The organism is Microbacterium sp. EB106-03-03-XG65, from assembly GCF_058791955.1.
On sequence record NZ_JBYTEB010000001.1, the window covers coordinates 484,102 to 502,028 of the forward strand.

Consider the following 17,927-nt stretch of genomic DNA (forward strand, 5'->3'; position numbering starts at 1 on the left):
TTCACGCCGCACACATCGGAAGCTCTGCGAGAATGAACGCATGGCTCACGCTTCTCATGTCGCAACCCTGCACACCAACCACGGTGACATCGTCATCAACCTCTTCGGCGACCACGCCCCGAAGACGGTCAAGAACTTCGTCGGCCTGGCCGACGGCACCCAGGAGTGGACGCACCCCGCCACCGGCAAGCCGGGCGAGGGCGCTCTCTACAAGGACGTCATCTTCCACCGCATCATCCCGAACTTCATGATCCAGGGCGGCGACCCGCTCGGACAGGGCGTCGGGGGCCCCGGCTACAACTTCGACGACGAGATCAACATGGAGCTCAACTTCAACGAGCCCTATATCCTCGCCATGGCCAACGCGGGCCTTCGTCGCAACGCCATCACCGGCAAGCCCGAGGGAACCAACGGATCGCAGTTCTTCATCACGACCGACCCGACGCCGTGGCTGCAGGGCAAGCACACGATCTTCGGCGAGGTCGCCGATGACGCCTCGAAGGCTGTCGTCGACAAGATCGCCGCTGTGCCGACCGCCGCGGGCGACCGTCCGATCGAGCCGGTCGTGCTGCAGTCGATCGACATCGTCGCGGCCTGACGACGACGCTGGCCGATCCGGATGACCACGCCTGAGTTCGCAGACAATCGCGACAACTTCTGCTATCGGCATCCGGATCGGCAGAGCTTCGTGCTCTGCCAGCGGTGCCTGCGCACCATCTGCCCCGAGTGCCAGACGCAGGCCGCCGTGGGGGTCATCTGCCCCGAGTGCATGGCCGCAGAGCGCAAGAACCGCACACCTGCTCAGAAGCGCGCCGAGCGCCGCTGGCGCAGTCGCCCCGCGATGGCTGCCTCGGGCGGCGGCAAGCCCGTCGTCACTTATGGGCTGCTGCTGATCACCTCGATCATCGGCCTGCTGCAGATGGTGCCCGGCATGGGCAACGCCATCACCCAGCAGCTGCTCTTCGCGGCGGCCTACCTCTACCCCGACCTCTCGCTCTATCCATTCGAGCCGTGGAGATTGCTCACTGCCGTCTTCGTGCACGGCGGGTTCATCCATCTCGCACTGAACATGCTGGCGCTGTGGATGCTGGGGCAGAACCTCGAACCCATGCTGGGTCGGGTTCGCTACCTCGCGCTCTACCTCATCAGCGGTATCGGTGGCTCAGTGGCCGTCGCGCTCATCGCGCCGGGTACCGCCACGGTCGGTGCCTCCGGAGCGATCTTCGGCCTCATGGCCGCCCTGCTCATCATCGGCAGGCACCTGGGCGCGAACGTCACCGGGATCCTCGTGATCCTGGGCATCAACTTCGTCATCGGATTCTTCATCGGCGGCATCGCCTGGCAGGCGCACCTCGGCGGCGCGATCGTGGGCGCACTGGTCGCCTTCATCCTGACCCGCACCCGTCGACGAGACCAGCGCACGTTGCAGATCGTGCTGCTCTCGGCGGTCGTCGTGGCGCTGCTCGTGATCGTCGCCTTCGTGCCGCCGCTGCTCATCACCTCGGTTTACGCCTGATCGGGAGTTGTTAACAGGGTTGTTAACGGGTGTGAATAACATCTGTGTAATTCTCCCCATGTTGGGGATAACCTGTGGATAACTCCGGATGTAGGGGTCCGCGACGCAGAAGGCCCCTCTCGCAATCGCGAGAGGGGCCTTCTGTACGTGAGGGGGCGGCGTCAGCGCCAGCGGGTGGTCATCAGGAAGCCGATGAGGGCGATGCCCAGGCCGATACCCAGATTCCAGTTGCCGAGGCCCGGGATCGGGAACTGCATGCCGGAGATGTAGAAGACGAGGATCCACGCGAGACCGAGGAGCATGAAGCCGACCATCACCGGCTTGAACCACACCGCGTTGGGGGCGGTGTCGCCTTCGCTGCGGGGTGCGTCCGGTTCTTCGATCTTGCGCTCACGTGCCATTCCGACATTGTACCCAAGACTTCTTTCCAAGATGAGACCGGGTTCCACGGGCCGTTCGTTCAGTCGAGCGGGATAAGATCGCGCCATGACTGCATCCGTCGTCTCGGGGGAGCGACGCGCACGCCACCGCCGCCCTCGATCGCGAGCCACGTTCACGAGCGTCCTCGGCGAGCTCCTGCTCACCGCGGGCGTGGTCGTGCTGCTGTTCGTCGCGTGGCAGATGTGGATCGGCGACATCATCATCAGCGCGCAGAAGAACGACGAGGGCGCGCAGATGTCGCAGCAGCTGGCTGAAGCACCTGCGCCCGAGCCGCCTCCGCTCGTCGAGGCGGAGGACGGCACGACCTACTACGAACCCGTCATCCCGGCGCCGCCCGCCGACGCACAGTGGTTCGCCCAGATGCACGTGCCGCGGTTCGGCTCGGAGTACAACGTCGGTGTGTACGGCGGCACGAGCCGTGCTCGTACCCTCGATGACCTGGGTATCGGCGTCTACACCGATTCGAAGATGCCGGGAGAGGTCGGCAACTTCGCGATGGCCGGCCACCGCACCACGTGGGGGAAGCCGTTCAATCAGCTCGACAAGCTGCAGCTCGGTGACGCGATCGTCGTCGAGACGCCTGACGGATGGTTCACGTACCGGTTCCGCACGCTCGAGTACGTCAAGCCCTCGCAGACCGAGGTGCTGCTGGACGTGCCTCAGATGCCGGGCGTCGAGACGGGGGAGCGGTACATCACGCTGACTGCATGCTCTCCTCTGTACTCGCTCGCAGAGCGCATCGTGGCGTACGGCGTCTTCGAGAGCTTCCAACCCCGTGCCGAGGGACCCCCTGCGGCGCTCACCGACCCGCCGCCTCCGCCGGCTGCTCCGTCGATCTAGCCGAAGGGAACGAGCACACCCATGTATGCCGCACTCTGGCGCATCCTGCCCGGCCCCTGGTGGCTGCGACTCTTCATCGTGCTCGCGCTCGTCGCGGCCGTTCTCTACGCGCTCTTCTGGTTCGTATTCCCCTGGGTGAGTCCTCTCATCACCCCGGGCGAAGTCGACCTCGAATGACTCGCGTGCTGGTCGTGGACAATCACGACAGCTTCGTGCACACCCTCGTCGGATACTTGCGTGAGCTCGGCGCCGAGACGGTCATCGTCGAGTCCGACGCCATGGACTCGGCTCGACTCGCCGACATGCTCCCCGGGTTCGACGGCGTGATGATCTCGCCGGGGCCGGGCACCCCTCGGGGCGCGGGAGTCACGGTCGATGCCGTGCAGCACGCCGCCCGACTGCACATGCCGTTGATCGGCGTGTGCCTCGGGCATCAGGCCATCGGCGAGGCGTTCGGGGCACCGGTGAGCGAAGCACCCGAGCTCATGCACGGAATGGTGTCGACGGTCGTGCACGACGGCTCAGCGCTGTTCGACGGCATCCCCTCGCCCTTCGACGTCGGACGCTACCACTCGCTGGCGCTCGCCGAGAGCGAGCTGCCGGCCGTGCTGCGGGTGACGGCGCGCACCGACAGCGGCACCGTCATGGCCCTCGAGCACATCGAGCTGCCCATCGTCGGAGTGCAGTTCCACCCCGAGAGCGTGCTCACGCAGGGCGGATACCGGCTGCTGGCCAACTGGCTCGCGCAGTGCGGAGATGCGGATGCCGTGGCGCGCTCAGCAGAGTTGCAACCGCTGCAGCGCTGAGGCGATCAGTCCGCCGGGGCGACGCAGAAACGCAGCTCGACGGTCGAACCGACCGGGACATCACCGGGAGCCGCCGACATCGACGCCACCGTCGGCGGTGTGACCGGAGTGCAGTCGTTGAGTTCTACGGGCTGTGCCACCAGGCCGAGACTCTCCAGCTCTTCTGTCGCGGACTCGACCGTCCATCCGACCATGTTCCTGATCGTCACCCGTCCACTGGCGACCACGAGATTCACGACCGTGTTCGGTGCGACCTCGGCGTCGGCGTCTTCGCTCGCCTCGATGACCGTATCGGCGGCGAGCCCCTCGTCGTTGCGCGGGATCACGGTGCCGAGCTGAAGGCCGGCTTCTGCCAATGCCTCTTTCGCCGCCGTCAGCGACAGGCCGCTCAGAGTCGGCACGACGACCGTCTCTTTGCCCGAAGACACGTAGACCGTCACGGAGTCGCCCTCGCTCACGGCTGTGCCGGAGGTCGGATCGGTGCGCGTGACGTTTCCCTCGACGATGTCGGTGCTCGACTCGAGAACGAGTTTGGCGGTGAGGTCGAGCTCGCTGAGGTCTTCTTGAGCGCGCTCCGACGACACGTTCACGAGATCGGGCACCGTGCGCGAACTGGTCGGCACGTCGCTCGGGCGCATGCTGATGGTCCAGACCCAGAACAGCACGGAGGCGAGCAGCACGGCGAGCAGCGCCACCCCCGCCCAGATCCAGGCGACCGGCGGCCCGGACTGCGTGCGGGTCATCGTGTTGTCGGTGCTGAGCTGACGCAGAGAGCGCGCCGTCTCCTGCGCCTGGCGCGGGCTGGGGCCATACAGCTCGCTCGTCAGCGCGCCGAGTTCCTTGCGGCTCGGGGCGCGACCGGCGACGGCCGAGTCGAGGGCCGCGCGGAAGTGCGCGGCATCCGGATACCGCTGGTACGGATCCTTCGCGAGGGCGCGCAGAACGATCGGGTCGAGTGCACCCGGCGAATCCTCATTGACCTCTGTCGGAGGCACGGGGGTCTCGCTGACGTGCTGATAGGCGACAGCCACGGGCGACTCGCCGCGGAACGGCTGCCGTCCGGTGAGCAGCTCGTACAGCACGACCCCGGTGGAGTACAGATCGGCGCGCGCGTCGACGGGCTCGCCCTTCGCCTGCTCGGGCGAGAAGTACGCGGCGGTCCCGATGATCTGCGTCGTCTCGGCGACCGTCGACGAGGAGTCGGACACGGCTCGGGCGATGCCGAAGTCCATGACCTTGACCTGGCCCTTTTCGGTGACCATGACGTTGCCCGGCTTGATGTCGCGGTGCACGACGCCTGCGCGGTGGGAGTAGTCGAGTGCCTCGAGGATGCCGTCGACGTAGCGCACGGCGTCTTCGACCGGCACGGGTCCCTTGGCGATGATGTCTTTCAGCAGCGTGCCGCTGATGAGCTCCATCACGATGTAGGGCGGCTCGTCACCGGCGGCACCGCCGGCGGCTGAGGGGTCACCGGCGTCATAGACGCGAACGATCGACGGGTGCGACATGCGAGACGCGGACTGCGCCTCGAGCCGGAACCGCGTGCGGAACGCCGTGTCTCTCGCGAGTTCGGGATCGAGGATCTTGATGGCCACCTGGCGACCGAGCGTCAGATCGTAGCCCCGATACACCTTCGCCATGCCGCCATGCCCGATGAGCTCATCGACGCGGTAGCGTCCCGCGATGATGCGTGGCTCTGTCGACACGTACTGACCCCCTGATACGACCTGGTGAATGCTCTCAGACTACGGTGCCAACTTGCTAGTCGGCTGTGGCGGTGCCCGTGCCGTCCGCTCCGGTCGTGGTGGTCGCGGTTCCCGTGCCGCCGTTCGCCGTCCCGGTGCCGCCGTTCGCGGTGCCGGTGCCGCCGTTCGTCGTGCCGTTGCCGTTCGCCGTCGCCGTGCCGGCCGCCGCGTCGTCCTCTTCTTCGGCAGCGGTGATCTGCACCGCCATCTGCGGAGAGTTGCCCGAGGGACGGTCGCCGCAGAAGGCGCGGTACGTGGCGGTCACCTGCAGCGCGGGGTCATCGGCCGGAGTGATCTGGGAGTTCAGCTGGCCCTGGAAGCTCCGTGTCGTCTTGCCGTCGCTGAAGGTCGCATTCGTGATCGTGACCTCGTACGAGCTGAGCGCTGCCGCCCCGGACGGGCACGAGAACGCGGTCCAGTTCAGGGTGATCGGCTCACCCGCGACCGGCGTGCCCGAGAGCGTCGGAGCCGACGCCGGAGCGCCGATGTCGACGCGGGGGGCGTAGGCAGTCAGGGTGATCCCGTCGCCCTCCTCGAGGAGGCCGCGGGGCTCAACGGCTTCGACGACGTCGACGAGTTCGTCAGAGGGTGCAGGAGTGGTGCCCACGCGGCACTGCGGCACGAGGCCGGCCTCGGTGGCCACGGCCAGTGCCTCCTGGCAGGGGAGGCCGATCAGGCCCAGGGCGTCGACGTTGATCGGCGTCGCGGAAGGGGTGGGGGTCGCAGACGGCGTGGGCGTCTGCGACTGGGTGGTCGGCGGCGGCGTGGTCGCACCGGCATCGGGGTCGCCCTGATTCATGAGGGCGAACACGGTGCCTCCGAGCACGATGACCAGCAGTGCGATGAGCGCGACGAGAGGCCACGTCCACGGACTCCGCTTCTTCTTTTTCTCATCCTCCTGCTCGTCCTCCGCAGCGGCTCCCGTGGGGAGCTGCGCCGTGGTGGGGAGGATGCGCGTGGTGCCGTCGCCGGAGGAGGCCGTCAGCATGCGCGTCGCGTCGTCGCTGCCGGCGATCCCACCGGTGGCGATCGCGGGCACCGCGATCGCGGCCGAGTTGAGGTCGCCTCGGCGCAGGGCCTGCGCGGCACGGGCCACGGTCGCCGATGACGACGGACGGTCTGCCGGCTTCTTGGCGATCATCGCCATGACGAGGTTCTGCACCGGGATGGGAACCGTCGGCGGCAGCGGCGGGGGCTGCTCGTTGATCTGCGCCATCGCGATGGCCACCTGCGACTCGCCCGTGAACGGACGCTTGCCGGCGAGGCACTCGTACGCCACGATTCCCAGCGAGTACGTGTCGGTCGCGGGGGAGGCGGGATGGCCGGATGCCTGCTCCGGCGACAGGTACTGCACGGTGCCCATGACCTGACCGGTCGCGGTGAGCGGCACCTGATCGGCGATGCGGGCGATGCCGAAGTCGGTGATCTTGACGCGACCGTCGGGAGTGATCAGCAGGTTCCCGGGCTTGATGTCACGGTGCACGAGACCTGCCGCGTGGGCGGCCTGCAGCGCGGAAGCCGTCTGGGCGACGATGTCGAGCGTCTTGTCGGCGCTCAGCGAGCCGTCGCGCTCGATGATCGTCGAGAGCGCCTCACCGGGCACGAGCTCCATGACGAGGTAGGCGCTGCCGTTCTCCTCGCCGTAGTCGAAGACGCTGGCGATGCCCTCGTGGTTGACGAGCGCGGCGTGGCGCGCCTCGGCGCGGAAGCGCTCGAGGAACCCGGGGTCGCCCATGTACTCGTCTTTGAGGATCTTGATCGCGACGGTACGTCCGATGACGTGATCCGTCGCCTCCCACACCTCGCCCATGCCGCCGATCGCAATACGCGACTGCAGCTCGTAGCGACCACCGAACGACACACCCTGCGTCGGTCTCATCTGCCCAGCACCGCCTCTATGACCTTCTTTGCAATCGGAGCGGCGATGGTGTCGCCGGATCCTGACTGCCCTTGTCCGCCGCCGTCTTCGACGAGGACCGCTACTGCGACCGCCGGGTCGTCTGCCGGTGCGAATCCGGAGAACCACAGCGTGTACGGCTTGTTGTCGCCGTTCTCTGTCGTCCCGGTCTTACCGGCCACATCGACCCCGTCTATTCTTGCACCCTGCGCCGCGCCCGTTGAGACGCTCGCGACCATCGACGCGGTGATCTCGTCGGCGACCGTCTTGTCGAACGCGCGGCCGTACTCCGTGTCGTCGTACGAACGCACGACCGACAGGTCGTTGCCGATCACGGTGTCGACGAGCCGTGGGTTCATGACCACGCCGTCGTTCCCGATCCCTGCCGCCACCATCGCGACCTGCAGCGGCGTCGCCGTGACCTGACCCTGGCCGAATCCGGTGAGTGCCGTCTGCGGGTCGTTGAGGCCGCTCGGGTAGCTCGATGGCGTCGACTCGAGCGGGGTGGAGAAGCTCTGGTTCCACCCGAACTTCTCCGCCATCTCGCGGATCTTGTCGTCGCCCAGCTGCACGGCGAGTTCGGCCATGGGGATGTTGCAGCTCAGCCGGATCGCCTCGGCGATCGTCACGGTGTCACCCGGACCGCACGTTCCGCCCCACGCGTTCGCGACCGTGTTGTTCGACTGCGGCAGCTGGTAGCGAGCGGGGTTCGGGAGCGTCGAGTCCGGCGTGTAGTCGCCGCTCGCATAGGCCGCGGCGGCCACGACGAGCTTGAACGTCGACCCCGGGGGGTTCAGGTCGCCCGCGATCGCGCGGTTCGACAGCGGCTTCAGCGGGTCTTCGACCAACTGGTCGTAGGTCGCATTCGCGGCATCCGCATCATGTGTGGCGAGAGCGTTCGTGTCGAAACCGGGCGTCGAGACCATCGCGAGGATGCGTCCCGTCTTCGGCTCGATGGCCACGACCGCGCCGTTGAGTCCCTGCAGTGCGTCGTAGGCGGCACGCTGGGCCGGGGTGTCGAGCGACAGCTCCACGCCGAATCCGGTCTGCGGCTGGCCCGAGAGGATCCGCTCGATGTCGGAGAAGAACGCGCTGGAGCCCGTTCCCGAGAGATCGGCGTTGAGCGCCCGTTCGATTCCCGTCGCGGACTGCAGCGCCGGGTTGAAGTAGCCCGTGACCGGTTCCCACATCGCAGCGTCGAGGTAGACCCGCTGGAACTGGTACCGATCGTCGGAAGGCACGGACGACGCGATCGCGACGTCGTCGACGATGATCGAGCCGCGCTGGATCTCGTAGCTGTCGAGAAGGGTGCGGCGGTTGTTGCTGTTCTGAGCGAGGCCGTCGGCCTCGACGACCTGGATCCAGCTGGTCGCCACGAACAGCGACAGGAACATGAACAGCATCACGATGCTGAGGCGGCGCAGTTCTTTCGTCATGTCAGCCGATCACCGTCCTCGGTTGGCGGCGGACGCCATCGGAGATGCGCAGCAGGATCGCGACGATCAGCCAGTTCGCCACGAGTGACGATCCGCCGGCGGCGAGGAACGGGGTGGTGAGACCGGTCAGCGGGATCACCCGGGTGACGCCGCCGACCATGATGAACACCTGCAGCGCGATGGTGAACGACAGGCCGGTCGCCAGGAGCTTTCCGAAGTCGTCCTGCCCGGCGAGTCCGATGCGGATGCCGCGGCTGATGAACACCATGTACAGGCAGAGGATCGCGAACAGGCCGATCAGACCGATCTCCTCGCCGAGGCTGGTGATGATGTAGTCGCTGTGCGCGAGCGGCGTGACGTCGGGGCGGCCCTGACCCCAGCCGGTGCCCAGCAGACCGCCGTGCGCGAGCCCGAACAGGCCCTGCATCGGCTGGAATCCGGCAGCCTCGGGGTCGACCTGCGAGGGGTCGAACAGGAAGAGCCAGTTGATGAAGCGGCCGCGCACGTAGCTGAGGATCTGGGTCGCGACGGCGACACCCGCTGCGACCAGGGCGAGGCCGATGAGCACCCAGCTGGTCTTGCCGGTGGCCACGTAGAGCATTGCGACGAACATGCCGAAGATGAGCGTTCCGGTGCCGAGGTCGCGCTGGATGACGATGATGCCGAGCGAGATCGCCCATACGACGAGCACCGGACCGAGTTCGCGCATGCGCGGCCAGGTGATGCCGAGGAACCGCGTGCCCACCGAGGTGAGGCTCTCGCGCGTGCGCACCAGGTAGCCGGCGAAGAAGATCGCCAGGCAGATCTTCGCGAGCTCACCCGGCTGGAAGGCGAACATGCCGCCGAGCGAGACCCACACCTGGGCGTTGGCGTCGGGGATGCGCAGACCCGGAACGAAGGGCAGAAGGAGCAGCAGGATGCCGGAGAGGCCGAAGATGTAGGTGTAGCGGAACAGCACGCGATAGTTGCGCAGCAGGATCACCACGGTGATGGCGCCGGCGAGGGAGATGGCCGTCCACGCGAGCTGCTTGGTCGAGTACGCGTTCCACCCCGTGAGCGATTCCGCGATGTCGATGCGGTAGATCATCGAGATGCCGAGACCCGTCAGCAGCGTCGCGATCGGCAGCACGAACGGGTCGGCATCCGAGGCCACCGCGCGCAGCACGAAATGCAGCGCGAACGCGAGCACGGCGAGGCCGCCGCCGATCGCGAGGATCATCGGGTCGATCAGGCCGAGCGCGCCCAGCTGCACGAGCGTGAGCGAGGCCCCGCTGATCGCGACGGCGAAGAGCAGCAGCCAGAACTCGCGGTTGCGCTGCGTCTGCGGCATTCGCATCTTCTTGAGGGCCTTGATGACGCTGGTGTCGGCCGAGACATCGGTGCTCATCCCGCTCCCTCCGTCGGCTCGGGGGAAGGCGTCGGCACAGGTGTGGGCAACGGCGTCGGGTCGTCGCTGGGGAGTTCCTCTGCCGGCCGCAGTCGCGCCACGATCGCCTCGGCATCCGACAGCGAGCGGGCGGTGATCGTGCGCTCCACGGAATCGCGCTGGTACGGCGGAAGGTCGGCGAGCAGGATGTCGGTGTCCTGCAGCGGCGTCGAGAGCACGATCGGGCCGATGTTCTGCTGCACGCCCTGGTAGATCACGACGCTGTCCTCATCGGCGCCCACGAAATAGCGGGTCTGGGTCCAGCTGTACGCGGCGAAGGCGGCGAACGCGAGTGCTGCCAGTACCACCAGCATCCCGGCGATCCAGCCCAGTCGACGCCGACGGGCACGCCGCCGATCCTCTTCGATGAGCTCTTCGAGGTATTCGGGCGCGGGTTCGAAGTGGCTGGGCTCGTTCGCCGCCTGCCGCACCGGATGCAGCCAGCTGCTGCGCGGGGCGCGCACCGGCGGCACGGTGATGTTCTCGGGGTTCGAGGCGGATCCGACGATCGTCGCGGTGCCCGAGTGCATCGCGTGCTGACCACCGACGTCGACGAGCACGATCGTGACGTTGTCGGGGGCGCCGCCGTCGAGTGCCTGCTTGAGCAGGTTGTCGGCAGTGCGGCCGGGGGCCAGACCGAGGCGCATCGCCTTGAGGATGTGCGCCTCGTCGACGACACCCGAGAGCCCGTCCGAGCACAGCAGCCAGCGGTCGCCCGGCTGCGTGTGCATCACGAACATGTCGAGTTCGGGATCGGCGTCCATGTCGCTGAGAACGCGCATGAGCACGGAGCGGCGCGGGTGGTAGCGGGCCTCTTCGGGCGTGATGCGGCCCGAGTCGACGAGTCGCTGCACGAAGGTGTGGTCGGCGGTGATCTGCGTGACCGCGTCGTCGCGATAGAGATAGATGCGCGAGTCGCCGATGTGGCCGATCACGGCGTAGTCGTCGACCATGATGATCGCGCTGAGCGTGGTGCCCAGGCCGGCGAGTTCCGGGCGGTCCTTGGCGGCGCGGATCAGATCGCCGGCAGCGGTGGTGGCGGCCGCCTGCAGCGAGGCCTGCGCGTCGTCGACCGTCGAATACGGCTGGTCGAGCGGCTGCATCCGGTGGATCGCGATGCTCGAGGCGACATCTCCTCCGGCGTGCCCGCCCATGCCGTCGGCCACGACGAACAGGTTGGCTCCGGAGTATCCGGAGTCCTGGTTGTTGGAGCGGACCTTCCCGGTGTGGGAGATCGCGGCGCTCGAGCCCTCGAAGACCATGCCGGGGTCAGGCTCGCAGCTCGAAGGTCGTGGCGCCCACCTTGACGGGTGTGCCGAGCGAGAGGGAGACGGGGTTTCCGCTCACGCGCTGGCCGGCGACGAACGTGCCGTTGGTCGAGTCGAGGTCCTGAATCGCCCAGCTGTCTCCCCGCAGCAGCAGACGCGCATGGTGACTCGACGTGTAGTCGTCGCGGATCACGAGGGCGGAGTCGCTCGAGCGGCCGATCGTCAGCGTCTCCGAGCCGAGCGCCAGCTCGAGGCCGGCCTTGGGGCCCGAGGTGATGACCAGCCTCTTCGCGGTGGCGATGGTCGCGGGGCCCGTCGTCACGGGCTTGGAAGCCGCAGGACGCGCGGGGGCCGGGGGAGTGGACGGCGCAGGAGCTGCGGCGGCATCTCCGTCGGCGGGGACCTTGCGCACCTTCATGCCGAACAGGTCGGCGCGCAGCGAATAGACGACGGCGAAGACGAAGAACCACAGCAGCAGGAGGAACCCGATGCGCAGCAGGAGCAGGACGAGCTCACTGGGCGTGGTCACGAGATGGCTCCGAACGCACGGGTCGCGTCGTCGTCACGCGGACGCGGCGGGCGCGCCGGCGTGGGGACGGGGACGACGCGGAAGACGAGATCGGTGCGGCCGATCGTGATGGTCGTGTCGCTGGTGAGCGATGACTCGCGCACCTTCTCGCCGTTGACCTTCGTGCCGTTCGTGGAACCGAGATCGCGCATCATGGCGCGCTCGCCGTCCCACAGCACCTCGACGTGCTTGCGACTGGATCCGGCATCCGAGATCGTGATGTCGGCATCCGTGCCCCGGCCGATCACCGTGCGGGCGCGGGTGATGGGGTGGCGGCGTCCGTCGACGTCGATCACGGCCTGCCAGTTCACCCGCCCCTCGACGGTGCCAGAGGTCACGTTCACGGTGCCCGTGGCGATCTTGTCGTCGGCTTCGAGCGAGATCGAGAGGGGGCCGGCGAAGCTGTAGCCCTGGGATTTGCCGTGCTTCGTGAGCAGCGCGTGCAGCTCGTCCGTCAGGGCTCCGCCCAGACCGCGCATGCGCTCGGCATCGTCGGTGCTGAGGCGCACGACATAGCTGTTGGGCGCGATGATGCGGTCGCGGCTCACCACAGCCGCGTTGGTGTCGGCCTCGCGGCGCAAGGCCGAGGCGATCTCCACGGGCTGGATGCCGCTGCGGAAGGTCTTCGCGAAGGCGCTGTTCACAGCGCGCTCGAGACCCTTCTCAAAGCTGTCAAGTAGTCCCACTGGGCTCCTCTGGCATGCCGACCGGTAGGGACATCGTAGCCAGGTGTTCTGGGTATACGCCGTCGAGGGCCGTGTTTCCCGGCGTCTTGGCGGGGTTCGGGGGTGCGGCAGGGGTGTCGTGGGGGTGTCGGGCGGAGTGTCGGGCGTCGGGGGTGTTCACCGTGTCGGGCGGTGATCCACCCGTCGGGCGGAGTCATCGCGCGGCACCCGCCGCCCGACAGGGAGATCACCGCCCGTCACGGCATGGCGCCGGTTTCATCCCCGGGCGGAACGCGTGATATCCTCGCAAAGTTGACTTCTTCGGAACGAGACACTCGCGCGAGTGGCGGAATGGTAGACGCGCTGGCTTCAGGTGCCAGTGTTCGCAAGGACGTGGGGGTTCGAGTCCCCCCTCGCGCACAGAGGATTTGTCAGAAGGCCCGGTTCCGTTCAGGAGTCCGGGCCTTCTTCTTTATCTGCGGATGCCGCCGGGGATGTCTGCGGATGCCGCCGGATGCTGCGCTGCATGCGCGCATCAACCCCGCGAGCGGCGTCGACCGATGAGGAAGTCGGCCGCAGCGGCCGTGGCGCCTCCCACCGCATAGGCCACCAGGTCGCCTGGATCGAAGCCGACCCCCAGCACGAGTCGCACGGGCCAGAAGCTCTGTGCCCACAGCGCGGGCAGTCCCGTGAGCTGGAACATCTCGATCAGCGCGCAGAGAGCCACGGCGCTCATACCGACGGCGACGACGTTCGCCCGCGGGAGCACGACGGCGATCACGAGGTAGATCATGACGGCGTACAGGGCGTCACCGGCGCGGTCGGCGAAGGGCCCGGATCCCAGAAGATGCGTGGCCAGACCGGCTGCGATCACGAGGGCCGCAGCCACGAGCAGATGCCGTCGGCGAGCGGCGGCGCCTGAATCACGGGACGACGGAGGGTGCATCCGTTCACCCTAAGTCGGAAGGCTGCGACATCTGCGGCCCGGCATGGTCGCTGACATGATCGCTTGACAGTAAACGATTCCAGTGAGACAGTCGTACTGTCGTTGGAAACGTTTACAGCACTCAAGGGAGAGCGCTTTGGCTCGAGTCACCATCACGCAGGTCGCCGCCCAGGCCGGCGTCTCGGTCGCATCCGCGTCTCGTGCACTGAACGGCATGATCGCGAGTGCCGAGACGATCGCCAAGGTGAGGGAGGCGGCCGCCGAACTCGGATACGTGGCGGATGCCACCGCCCGATCGCTCAAGCTGGGGCGCACGAACCAGCTGGCATACGCCGTCGCCGACATCGGCAACCCCGTGTACGTCGAGATGATGACCGAGATCGAGCGGGTCGTCAGTTCTTCCGGGTATCGCCTGGTGCTCTCGTCGACCGGAACCACCTCGTCGTCGCTCGACGTCGTGCGCGATCTGAGTCGCGGGTACGTGGACGGCATGATCCTCTCGCCGCTCCGCGTCACGGATGAACTGATCGCCGCGCTGGAGGACACCCCTGTTCCCGTGGTCGTGCTCGGTCGCCTCCCGGGCGATGCACGGCTCGACACGGTTCGCGCCGACTCGATCACGGCAATGCGTCTGGTCGTCGACCACCTCGTCGCCGAAGGACGCCACGACATCGCCTTCCTGAACGGCCCTACGGACACGACACCGGGTGCGTTCCGTCGAGACGGATTCGCGGCTGCGGCCGGCGAGCACCCATCGGTGTCGACGCGCAACGTCGACACCGGCGACTTCACCATCGCCGCGGGTTACACCGCCGCGCGCGAACTCCTGCAGCACGGTCAGCGGCCCGACGCGATCGTGGCGGCCAACGACCTGATCGCCATCGGAGCGCTCCGTGCCGCCGAAGACCTCGGACTGACGATCCCGGGAGATATCGCTGTCACCGGCATCGACAACACGGAGCTGGCGAGCGTCGTGCGGCCGGGGCTCACGAGCGTCGACCTCGGAGCGGAAGAGCGTGGCCGTGTCGCGGCCGAACTGCTGCTCGCTCGGATCAACGAGCCCGCGCGCGCAGCGCACACCGTGACGGTCGCTCCGTCTCTCGTGATCAGGGGTTCCTCGTCACGGGGCCTTGCGCAGTCGCACCGCACTCCTGCGTTCGATCACGATCCGCAAGCCGACGCGTTCGAGGAAGGGAGGGCGGCCGGATGACGTCGACCGCGGCCAGAGAGAAGACGACGCCGGCTCCGGCGGCGACGAAGAAGGTCGGACATCGCACACGCGCTCAGCGGCGAGAGGCGATCGCACTCGTCATTCCGGCGCTTCTGCCCATCATCGTGTTCTCCGTCATCCCGCTGGTCAGCGGTGTGGCACTCGGATTCACGGACGCGACACTCAAGCGCAACGCAGAGATCAACTTCATCGGTCTGGGCAACTTCATCGAACTGCTCGGAGATCACCGCTTCTGGGGGTCATTCGGAATCGGGATCGTCTGGGCGGCATCCGTCGCGCTCCTGACCCTGATCTGTGCGATGGGTCTGGCACTGCTGCTCAACAGCGATCTCAGGCTCAAGGGTCTGACACGCGTTCTCGCCCTGATCCCCTGGGCGATGCCGCCGGTCGTCATCGCGATCGTGTGGCGCATGATCTACAACCCCAACTCCGGCCCACTGAACGGCGCCCTGGAAGCTGTCGGCATCCCCGGCGTGAACTGGCTGGGCGATTTCTCGACAGGCCTCCCCGCGGTCATCGTCGTCGGCGTCTGGGCGGGGATTCCGCAGACCACCGTGCTGCTGCTCGCCGGCATGCAGTCGATCTCGGCGGAGCAGCACGAGGCCGCCGCGGTCGACGGTGCGGGAGCCTTCCGTCGCTTCTGGCACATCACGCTTCCCGCACTGCGACCCGTTATCATCGCTGTCACCGCACTCGACTTCATCTGGCAGTTCAACTCCTTCGGCCTGATCTACGTGCTCACCGAGGGAGGTCCCGGCGGGCGAACCATGATCCCGCCGCTGTTCACCTACCTCGAAGCCTTCCGCAACCGCGAGATCGGCTACGCGTCGGCGATGGGCGACGTGCTCGTGATCGCGATCATGTTGATCCTCTCCCTGTACCTGATCAACCAGTTCCGCCAGAACAAGGGAGCCCGCGCATGACCGCCCGGCGCCCCTGGTACGCGACACTGCTCATGTACGTCGCGCTCGCCGCCTTCCTGCTGTTCCTCGGTTTCCCGTTGCTGTGGCTGCTGTCGGCGTCGTTCAAGTCGTCGAGCGAGCTGAACTCGCTCGCGGTGAACCTGCTGCCGTCCACCTGGGACTTCAGCAACTACGCCTCCGCCCTCGAACGGCAGAATCTGCTGTCGGCGGCGGGGAACTCGCTCATGGTCTCGATCGCGACCATGGTGATCACCGTCCTGCTGTCGATGCCGATGGCGTACGCGCTCGCGCGCCTCAAGGGCAAGCTGCGTGCCACAGGAACCGTCTGGATCCTCACGAGTCAGGTGTTCCCGTCGATCCTGATCATCATCCCGCTGTTCCTCGTGCTCCGTTCGATCAACCTGAACGACACGCTCTTCGGTCTGATCCTCGTGTACGTCACCTTCACGCTGCCGTTCACGCTCTGGATGCTGCAGGGGTATGTCGCGGCGATTCCGACGGAGCTCGAAGAAGCGGGTGAGATGGACGGCGCCTCCCGCTTCACGATCCTGCGCACGATCATCCTTCCGCTCCTCGCCCCGGGACTCGTCGCGACGGCGATGTTCACCTTCGTCTCGGCGTGGAACGAGTTCTTCCTCGCCCTGGTGCTGCTGCAGAGCCCTGAGCTCTACACGCTTCCGATCGCGTTGCGCTCGTTCCTCGGAGCCGAGGGTCAGACCCAGCTCGGCCCGCTGGCGGCCGGCGCGATCCTGGCGACGATCCCGTCGCTCATCATCTTCAGCATCCTGCAGAAGAAGCTCACCGGCGGAATGCTCGCCGGCGCAGTCAAGGGCTGATCCAGTCCCTTCACACCCACCGAGAACAGATCACAGGAGAAAGGCGAGCAACATGAACAGCATCCGAGGCATCGGCGCCATCGCTTTCGCGGGCGTCGCCATCCTCGCCCTGAGCGGCTGTCAGCAAGGCAGCGCGAGCAACGGGTCGAACAGCGAAGACGGCGTCGTCACGCTGCAGTTCCAGTCTCTGTCGGACCAGCCCGCGACGCAGGCTGCGGTGAAGTCGATCGTCGACGACTGGAACACCGAGAACGAAGACGTTCAGGTCGAGATCGTGCAGGCGGGCTGGGACGGCACGTTTGACAAGCTCATCACGCAGTTCACCGGCGGGACGGCGCCGGACATCATCCACTACGAGGCGAGCTCGATCGTCTCGTTCGCCGCCGACGGCTACCTCGCCGATCTCAGCGACTACATCGATGATGACCTCAAGTCCGACATCTCCGAGGGCATCTGGGACTCCGTGACCCAGGACGGTGAGATCATCGCCTACCCCTCGACGCTGCAGTCCTACATGGTGTTCGCCAATGCCGATCTGCTCAAGGCCGCAGGGGTTGAGATCCCCAGCGGCGACACGATGACCTGGGAGCAGCTGCAGGAGATCGCCGCCGTGACCACTGCCGGCGACACGTACGGGCTGGGATGGGGTCTCGCCTCGCCGACCGCCACGATGATGAGCCTTTCGCTGGGCTTCGACGGCGGGTTCTTCGAGGGAGAGGGCTCCGACGCATCCATCGAGGTCGGAGACGACGAGCTCGCGGTCCCCGAGCTGATCCATGAGATGGCCTACACCGACAAGTCGATTCAGCCGACGTCGCTCACGCAGTCGGGCTCCGACGTGCTGGCGTCGTTCTACGGCGGGAAGCTGGCAATGACCGTTCAAGGCTCGTTCCAGGCGACGAACATCGCCAACGACGCTCCGGACGGGTTCAACTGGGTCGCGCTGCCTCCGCTCGAGGGATCGGAAGGCGCGATCCAGGCCGCGAATCCTCAGACCTACTCGGTGAACGTCGATTCGGAGCATGTCGAGGAGTCCGCGGACTTCCTCAACTTCTTCATGGAAGCCGACAACCTCGCGGCGATCGCGTACGCCGACGCACTGATCCCCTCGTCGGAGAGTGCCAGAGCCGAGGTCGAGAAGCTCGCCGCCGACAACCCGGCGTGGACTCAGGTGTTGGCATCCGGCGAAGGACTCGTCGGACCCCCCTTCCTCAAGGTGGAGAAGTACACCGAATGGAAGGACACGATCGCCACCCCGGCGTTCCAGCAGTATCTGGCCGACCAGATCACGAGCGAGCAGCTCGCGACGCAGCTCTCCGACGGCTGGGCGGACATCGCCGGCTGATCACCCCGACGGGGGCGGACCAGCGGTGCGCCCCCGTC

Annotated in this window: 18 protein-coding genes and 1 tRNA gene; 10 read left to right on the forward strand and 9 right to left on the reverse strand. The window is 67.0% G+C overall.

Annotated elements, in window-relative coordinates; genetic code table 11:
- Positions 1-40 precede the first annotated feature (40 nt).
- Both AC3WS6_RS02335 and AC3WS6_RS02340 read left to right on the forward strand, forming a co-directional pair.
- A complete protein-coding gene (locus AC3WS6_RS02335; protein WP_201470507.1) occupies positions 41-598 on the forward strand; it encodes a peptidylprolyl isomerase in 558 nt (185 codons plus the stop codon).
- A gap of 21 nt (positions 599-619) precedes the next feature.
- Complete coding sequence (locus tag AC3WS6_RS02340; RefSeq protein ID WP_492499459.1) at positions 620-1,516, forward strand: rhomboid family intramembrane serine protease; 897 nt, start codon at positions 620-622, stop codon at positions 1,514-1,516.
- 161 nt (positions 1,517-1,677) lie between these two features.
- Here the strand turns inward: AC3WS6_RS02340 and AC3WS6_RS02345 are convergent, their stop codons facing one another.
- Entirely contained in the window at positions 1,678-1,917 is a 240-nt protein-coding gene (locus AC3WS6_RS02345) for a cell division protein CrgA (protein WP_492499460.1), read from the reverse strand.
- Positions 1,918-2,002: 85 nt separating this feature from the next.
- On the opposite strand from AC3WS6_RS02345, the gene AC3WS6_RS02350 reads away from it, so the two are divergent.
- The 3 genes from AC3WS6_RS02350 to AC3WS6_RS02360 are packed head-to-tail and all read left to right on the forward strand — an operon-like array spanning position 2,003 to position 3,603.
- Positions 2,003-2,797 carry a class E sortase gene (locus tag AC3WS6_RS02350; protein WP_492499461.1) on the forward strand — a complete coding sequence of 265 codons (795 nt, stop codon included), beginning with the start codon at positions 2,003-2,005 and terminating at the stop codon, positions 2,795-2,797.
- A 21-nt stretch (positions 2,798-2,818) separates the two neighbouring features.
- Positions 2,819-2,974 (forward strand): hypothetical protein, encoded by a 156-nt coding sequence (locus AC3WS6_RS02355; RefSeq protein WP_201470503.1) that lies wholly within the window; start codon positions 2,819-2,821, stop codon positions 2,972-2,974.
- Complete coding sequence (locus AC3WS6_RS02360; protein ID WP_492499462.1) at positions 2,971-3,603, forward strand: anthranilate synthase component II; 633 nt, start codon at positions 2,971-2,973, stop codon at positions 3,601-3,603. The genes AC3WS6_RS02355 and AC3WS6_RS02360 overlap by 4 nt, the downstream gene beginning before the upstream one ends.
- Before the next feature lie 5 nt (positions 3,604-3,608).
- On the opposite strand, the gene pknB is transcribed toward AC3WS6_RS02360, so the two are convergent.
- From pknB to AC3WS6_RS02395, 7 genes are read right to left on the reverse strand one after another with little or no spacing between them, the layout of a single operon-like run.
- Positions 3,609-5,309: a Stk1 family PASTA domain-containing Ser/Thr kinase gene (gene pknB / locus AC3WS6_RS02365; RefSeq protein WP_492499463.1), complete on the reverse strand. Its 1,701-nt coding sequence runs from the start codon at positions 5,307-5,309 to the stop codon at positions 3,609-3,611.
- Positions 5,310-5,364: 55 nt separating this feature from the next.
- Entirely contained in the window at positions 5,365-7,227 is a 1,863-nt protein-coding gene (locus tag AC3WS6_RS02370; RefSeq protein WP_492499464.1) for a protein kinase domain-containing protein, read from the reverse strand.
- Positions 7,224-8,681 carry a peptidoglycan D,D-transpeptidase FtsI family protein gene (locus AC3WS6_RS02375; protein WP_492499465.1) on the reverse strand — a complete coding sequence of 486 codons (1,458 nt, stop codon included), beginning with the start codon at positions 8,679-8,681 and terminating at the stop codon, positions 7,224-7,226. The genes AC3WS6_RS02370 and AC3WS6_RS02375 overlap by 4 nt, the downstream gene beginning before the upstream one ends.
- Before the next feature lies 1 nt (position 8,682).
- Positions 8,683-10,068, reverse strand: coding sequence for an FtsW/RodA/SpoVE family cell cycle protein (locus tag AC3WS6_RS02380; protein WP_492499466.1), 1,386 nt, complete (start codon positions 10,066-10,068; stop codon positions 8,683-8,685).
- Positions 10,065-11,369 (reverse strand): PP2C family protein-serine/threonine phosphatase, encoded by a 1,305-nt coding sequence (locus tag AC3WS6_RS02385; RefSeq protein WP_492499467.1) that lies wholly within the window; start codon positions 11,367-11,369, stop codon positions 10,065-10,067. Before AC3WS6_RS02385 ends, AC3WS6_RS02380 begins: the two co-directional genes overlap by 4 nt.
- A 7-nt stretch (positions 11,370-11,376) precedes the next feature.
- Positions 11,377-11,904: an FHA domain-containing protein FhaB/FipA gene (locus AC3WS6_RS02390; RefSeq protein ID WP_492499468.1), complete on the reverse strand. Its 528-nt coding sequence runs from the start codon at positions 11,902-11,904 to the stop codon at positions 11,377-11,379.
- Entirely contained in the window at positions 11,901-12,629 is a 729-nt protein-coding gene (locus tag AC3WS6_RS02395) for an FHA domain-containing protein (protein WP_492499469.1), read from the reverse strand. Before AC3WS6_RS02395 ends, AC3WS6_RS02390 begins: the two co-directional genes overlap by 4 nt.
- 316 nt (positions 12,630-12,945) lie before the next feature.
- Between AC3WS6_RS02395 and AC3WS6_RS02400 the strand changes: the two genes are divergently transcribed.
- Positions 12,946-13,028, forward strand: a tRNA-Leu gene (locus AC3WS6_RS02400).
- Positions 13,029-13,143: 115 nt separating this feature from the next.
- On the opposite strand, the gene AC3WS6_RS02405 is transcribed toward AC3WS6_RS02400, so the two are convergent.
- Entirely contained in the window at positions 13,144-13,554 is a 411-nt protein-coding gene (locus AC3WS6_RS02405; RefSeq protein ID WP_492499470.1) for a ribosomal maturation YjgA family protein, read from the reverse strand.
- Positions 13,555-13,690: 136 nt separating this feature from the next.
- Here AC3WS6_RS02405 and AC3WS6_RS02410 point away from each other — a divergent pair, with 136 nt between their 5' ends.
- The 4 genes from AC3WS6_RS02410 to AC3WS6_RS02425 are packed head-to-tail and all read left to right on the forward strand — an operon-like array spanning position 13,691 to position 17,889.
- The gene (locus AC3WS6_RS02410) at positions 13,691-14,764 is read left to right on the forward strand and encodes a LacI family DNA-binding transcriptional regulator (RefSeq protein ID WP_492499471.1); all 1,074 of its coding nucleotides are present in this window, start codon (positions 13,691-13,693) and stop codon (positions 14,762-14,764) included.
- A complete protein-coding gene (locus AC3WS6_RS02415; RefSeq protein WP_492499472.1) occupies positions 14,761-15,708 on the forward strand; it encodes a carbohydrate ABC transporter permease in 948 nt (315 codons plus the stop codon). Before AC3WS6_RS02410 ends, AC3WS6_RS02415 begins: the two co-directional genes overlap by 4 nt.
- A complete protein-coding gene (locus AC3WS6_RS02420; RefSeq protein ID WP_492499473.1) occupies positions 15,705-16,544 on the forward strand; it encodes a carbohydrate ABC transporter permease in 840 nt (279 codons plus the stop codon). Before AC3WS6_RS02415 ends, AC3WS6_RS02420 begins: the two co-directional genes overlap by 4 nt.
- Before the next feature lie 52 nt (positions 16,545-16,596).
- Positions 16,597-17,889, forward strand: a complete 1,293-nt coding sequence (locus tag AC3WS6_RS02425; RefSeq protein WP_492499474.1) for an ABC transporter substrate-binding protein — start codon at positions 16,597-16,599, stop codon at positions 17,887-17,889.
- Positions 17,890-17,927: the final 38 nt, after the last annotated feature.

Bases quoted from the DNA above. Each gene is read 5' to 3' on its own strand.
- AC3WS6_RS02420 (WP_492499473.1), top strand. From the start codon at position 15,705: ATGACCGCCCGGCGCCCCTGGTACGCGACACTGCTCATGTACGTCGCG.
- AC3WS6_RS02415 (WP_492499472.1), top strand. From the start codon at position 14,761: ATGACGTCGACCGCGGCCAGAGAGAAGACGACGCCGGCTCCGGCGGCG.
- AC3WS6_RS02345 (WP_492499460.1), bottom strand. From the start codon at position 1,917: ATGGCACGTGAGCGCAAGATCGAAGAACCGGACGCACCCCGCAGCGAA.
- AC3WS6_RS02370 (WP_492499464.1), bottom strand. From the start codon at position 7,227: ATGAGACCGACGCAGGGTGTGTCGTTCGGTGGTCGCTACGAGCTGCAG.
- AC3WS6_RS02425 (WP_492499474.1), top strand. From the start codon at position 16,597: ATGAACAGCATCCGAGGCATCGGCGCCATCGCTTTCGCGGGCGTCGCC.
- AC3WS6_RS02375 (WP_492499465.1), bottom strand. From the start codon at position 8,681: ATGACGAAAGAACTGCGCCGCCTCAGCATCGTGATGCTGTTCATGTTC.
- AC3WS6_RS02350 (WP_492499461.1), top strand. From the start codon at position 2,003: ATGACTGCATCCGTCGTCTCGGGGGAGCGACGCGCACGCCACCGCCGC.
- AC3WS6_RS02340 (WP_492499459.1), top strand. From the start codon at position 620: ATGACCACGCCTGAGTTCGCAGACAATCGCGACAACTTCTGCTATCGG.
- AC3WS6_RS02405 (WP_492499470.1), bottom strand. From the start codon at position 13,554: ATGCACCCTCCGTCGTCCCGTGATTCAGGCGCCGCCGCTCGCCGACGG.
- AC3WS6_RS02335 (WP_201470507.1), top strand. From the start codon at position 41: ATGGCTCACGCTTCTCATGTCGCAACCCTGCACACCAACCACGGTGAC.
- AC3WS6_RS02380 (WP_492499466.1), bottom strand. From the start codon at position 10,068: ATGAGCACCGATGTCTCGGCCGACACCAGCGTCATCAAGGCCCTCAAG.
- AC3WS6_RS02360 (WP_492499462.1), top strand. From the start codon at position 2,971: ATGACTCGCGTGCTGGTCGTGGACAATCACGACAGCTTCGTGCACACC.
- AC3WS6_RS02355 (WP_201470503.1), top strand. From the start codon at position 2,819: ATGTATGCCGCACTCTGGCGCATCCTGCCCGGCCCCTGGTGGCTGCGA.
- AC3WS6_RS02385 (WP_492499467.1), bottom strand. From the start codon at position 11,369: ATGGTCTTCGAGGGCTCGAGCGCCGCGATCTCCCACACCGGGAAGGTC.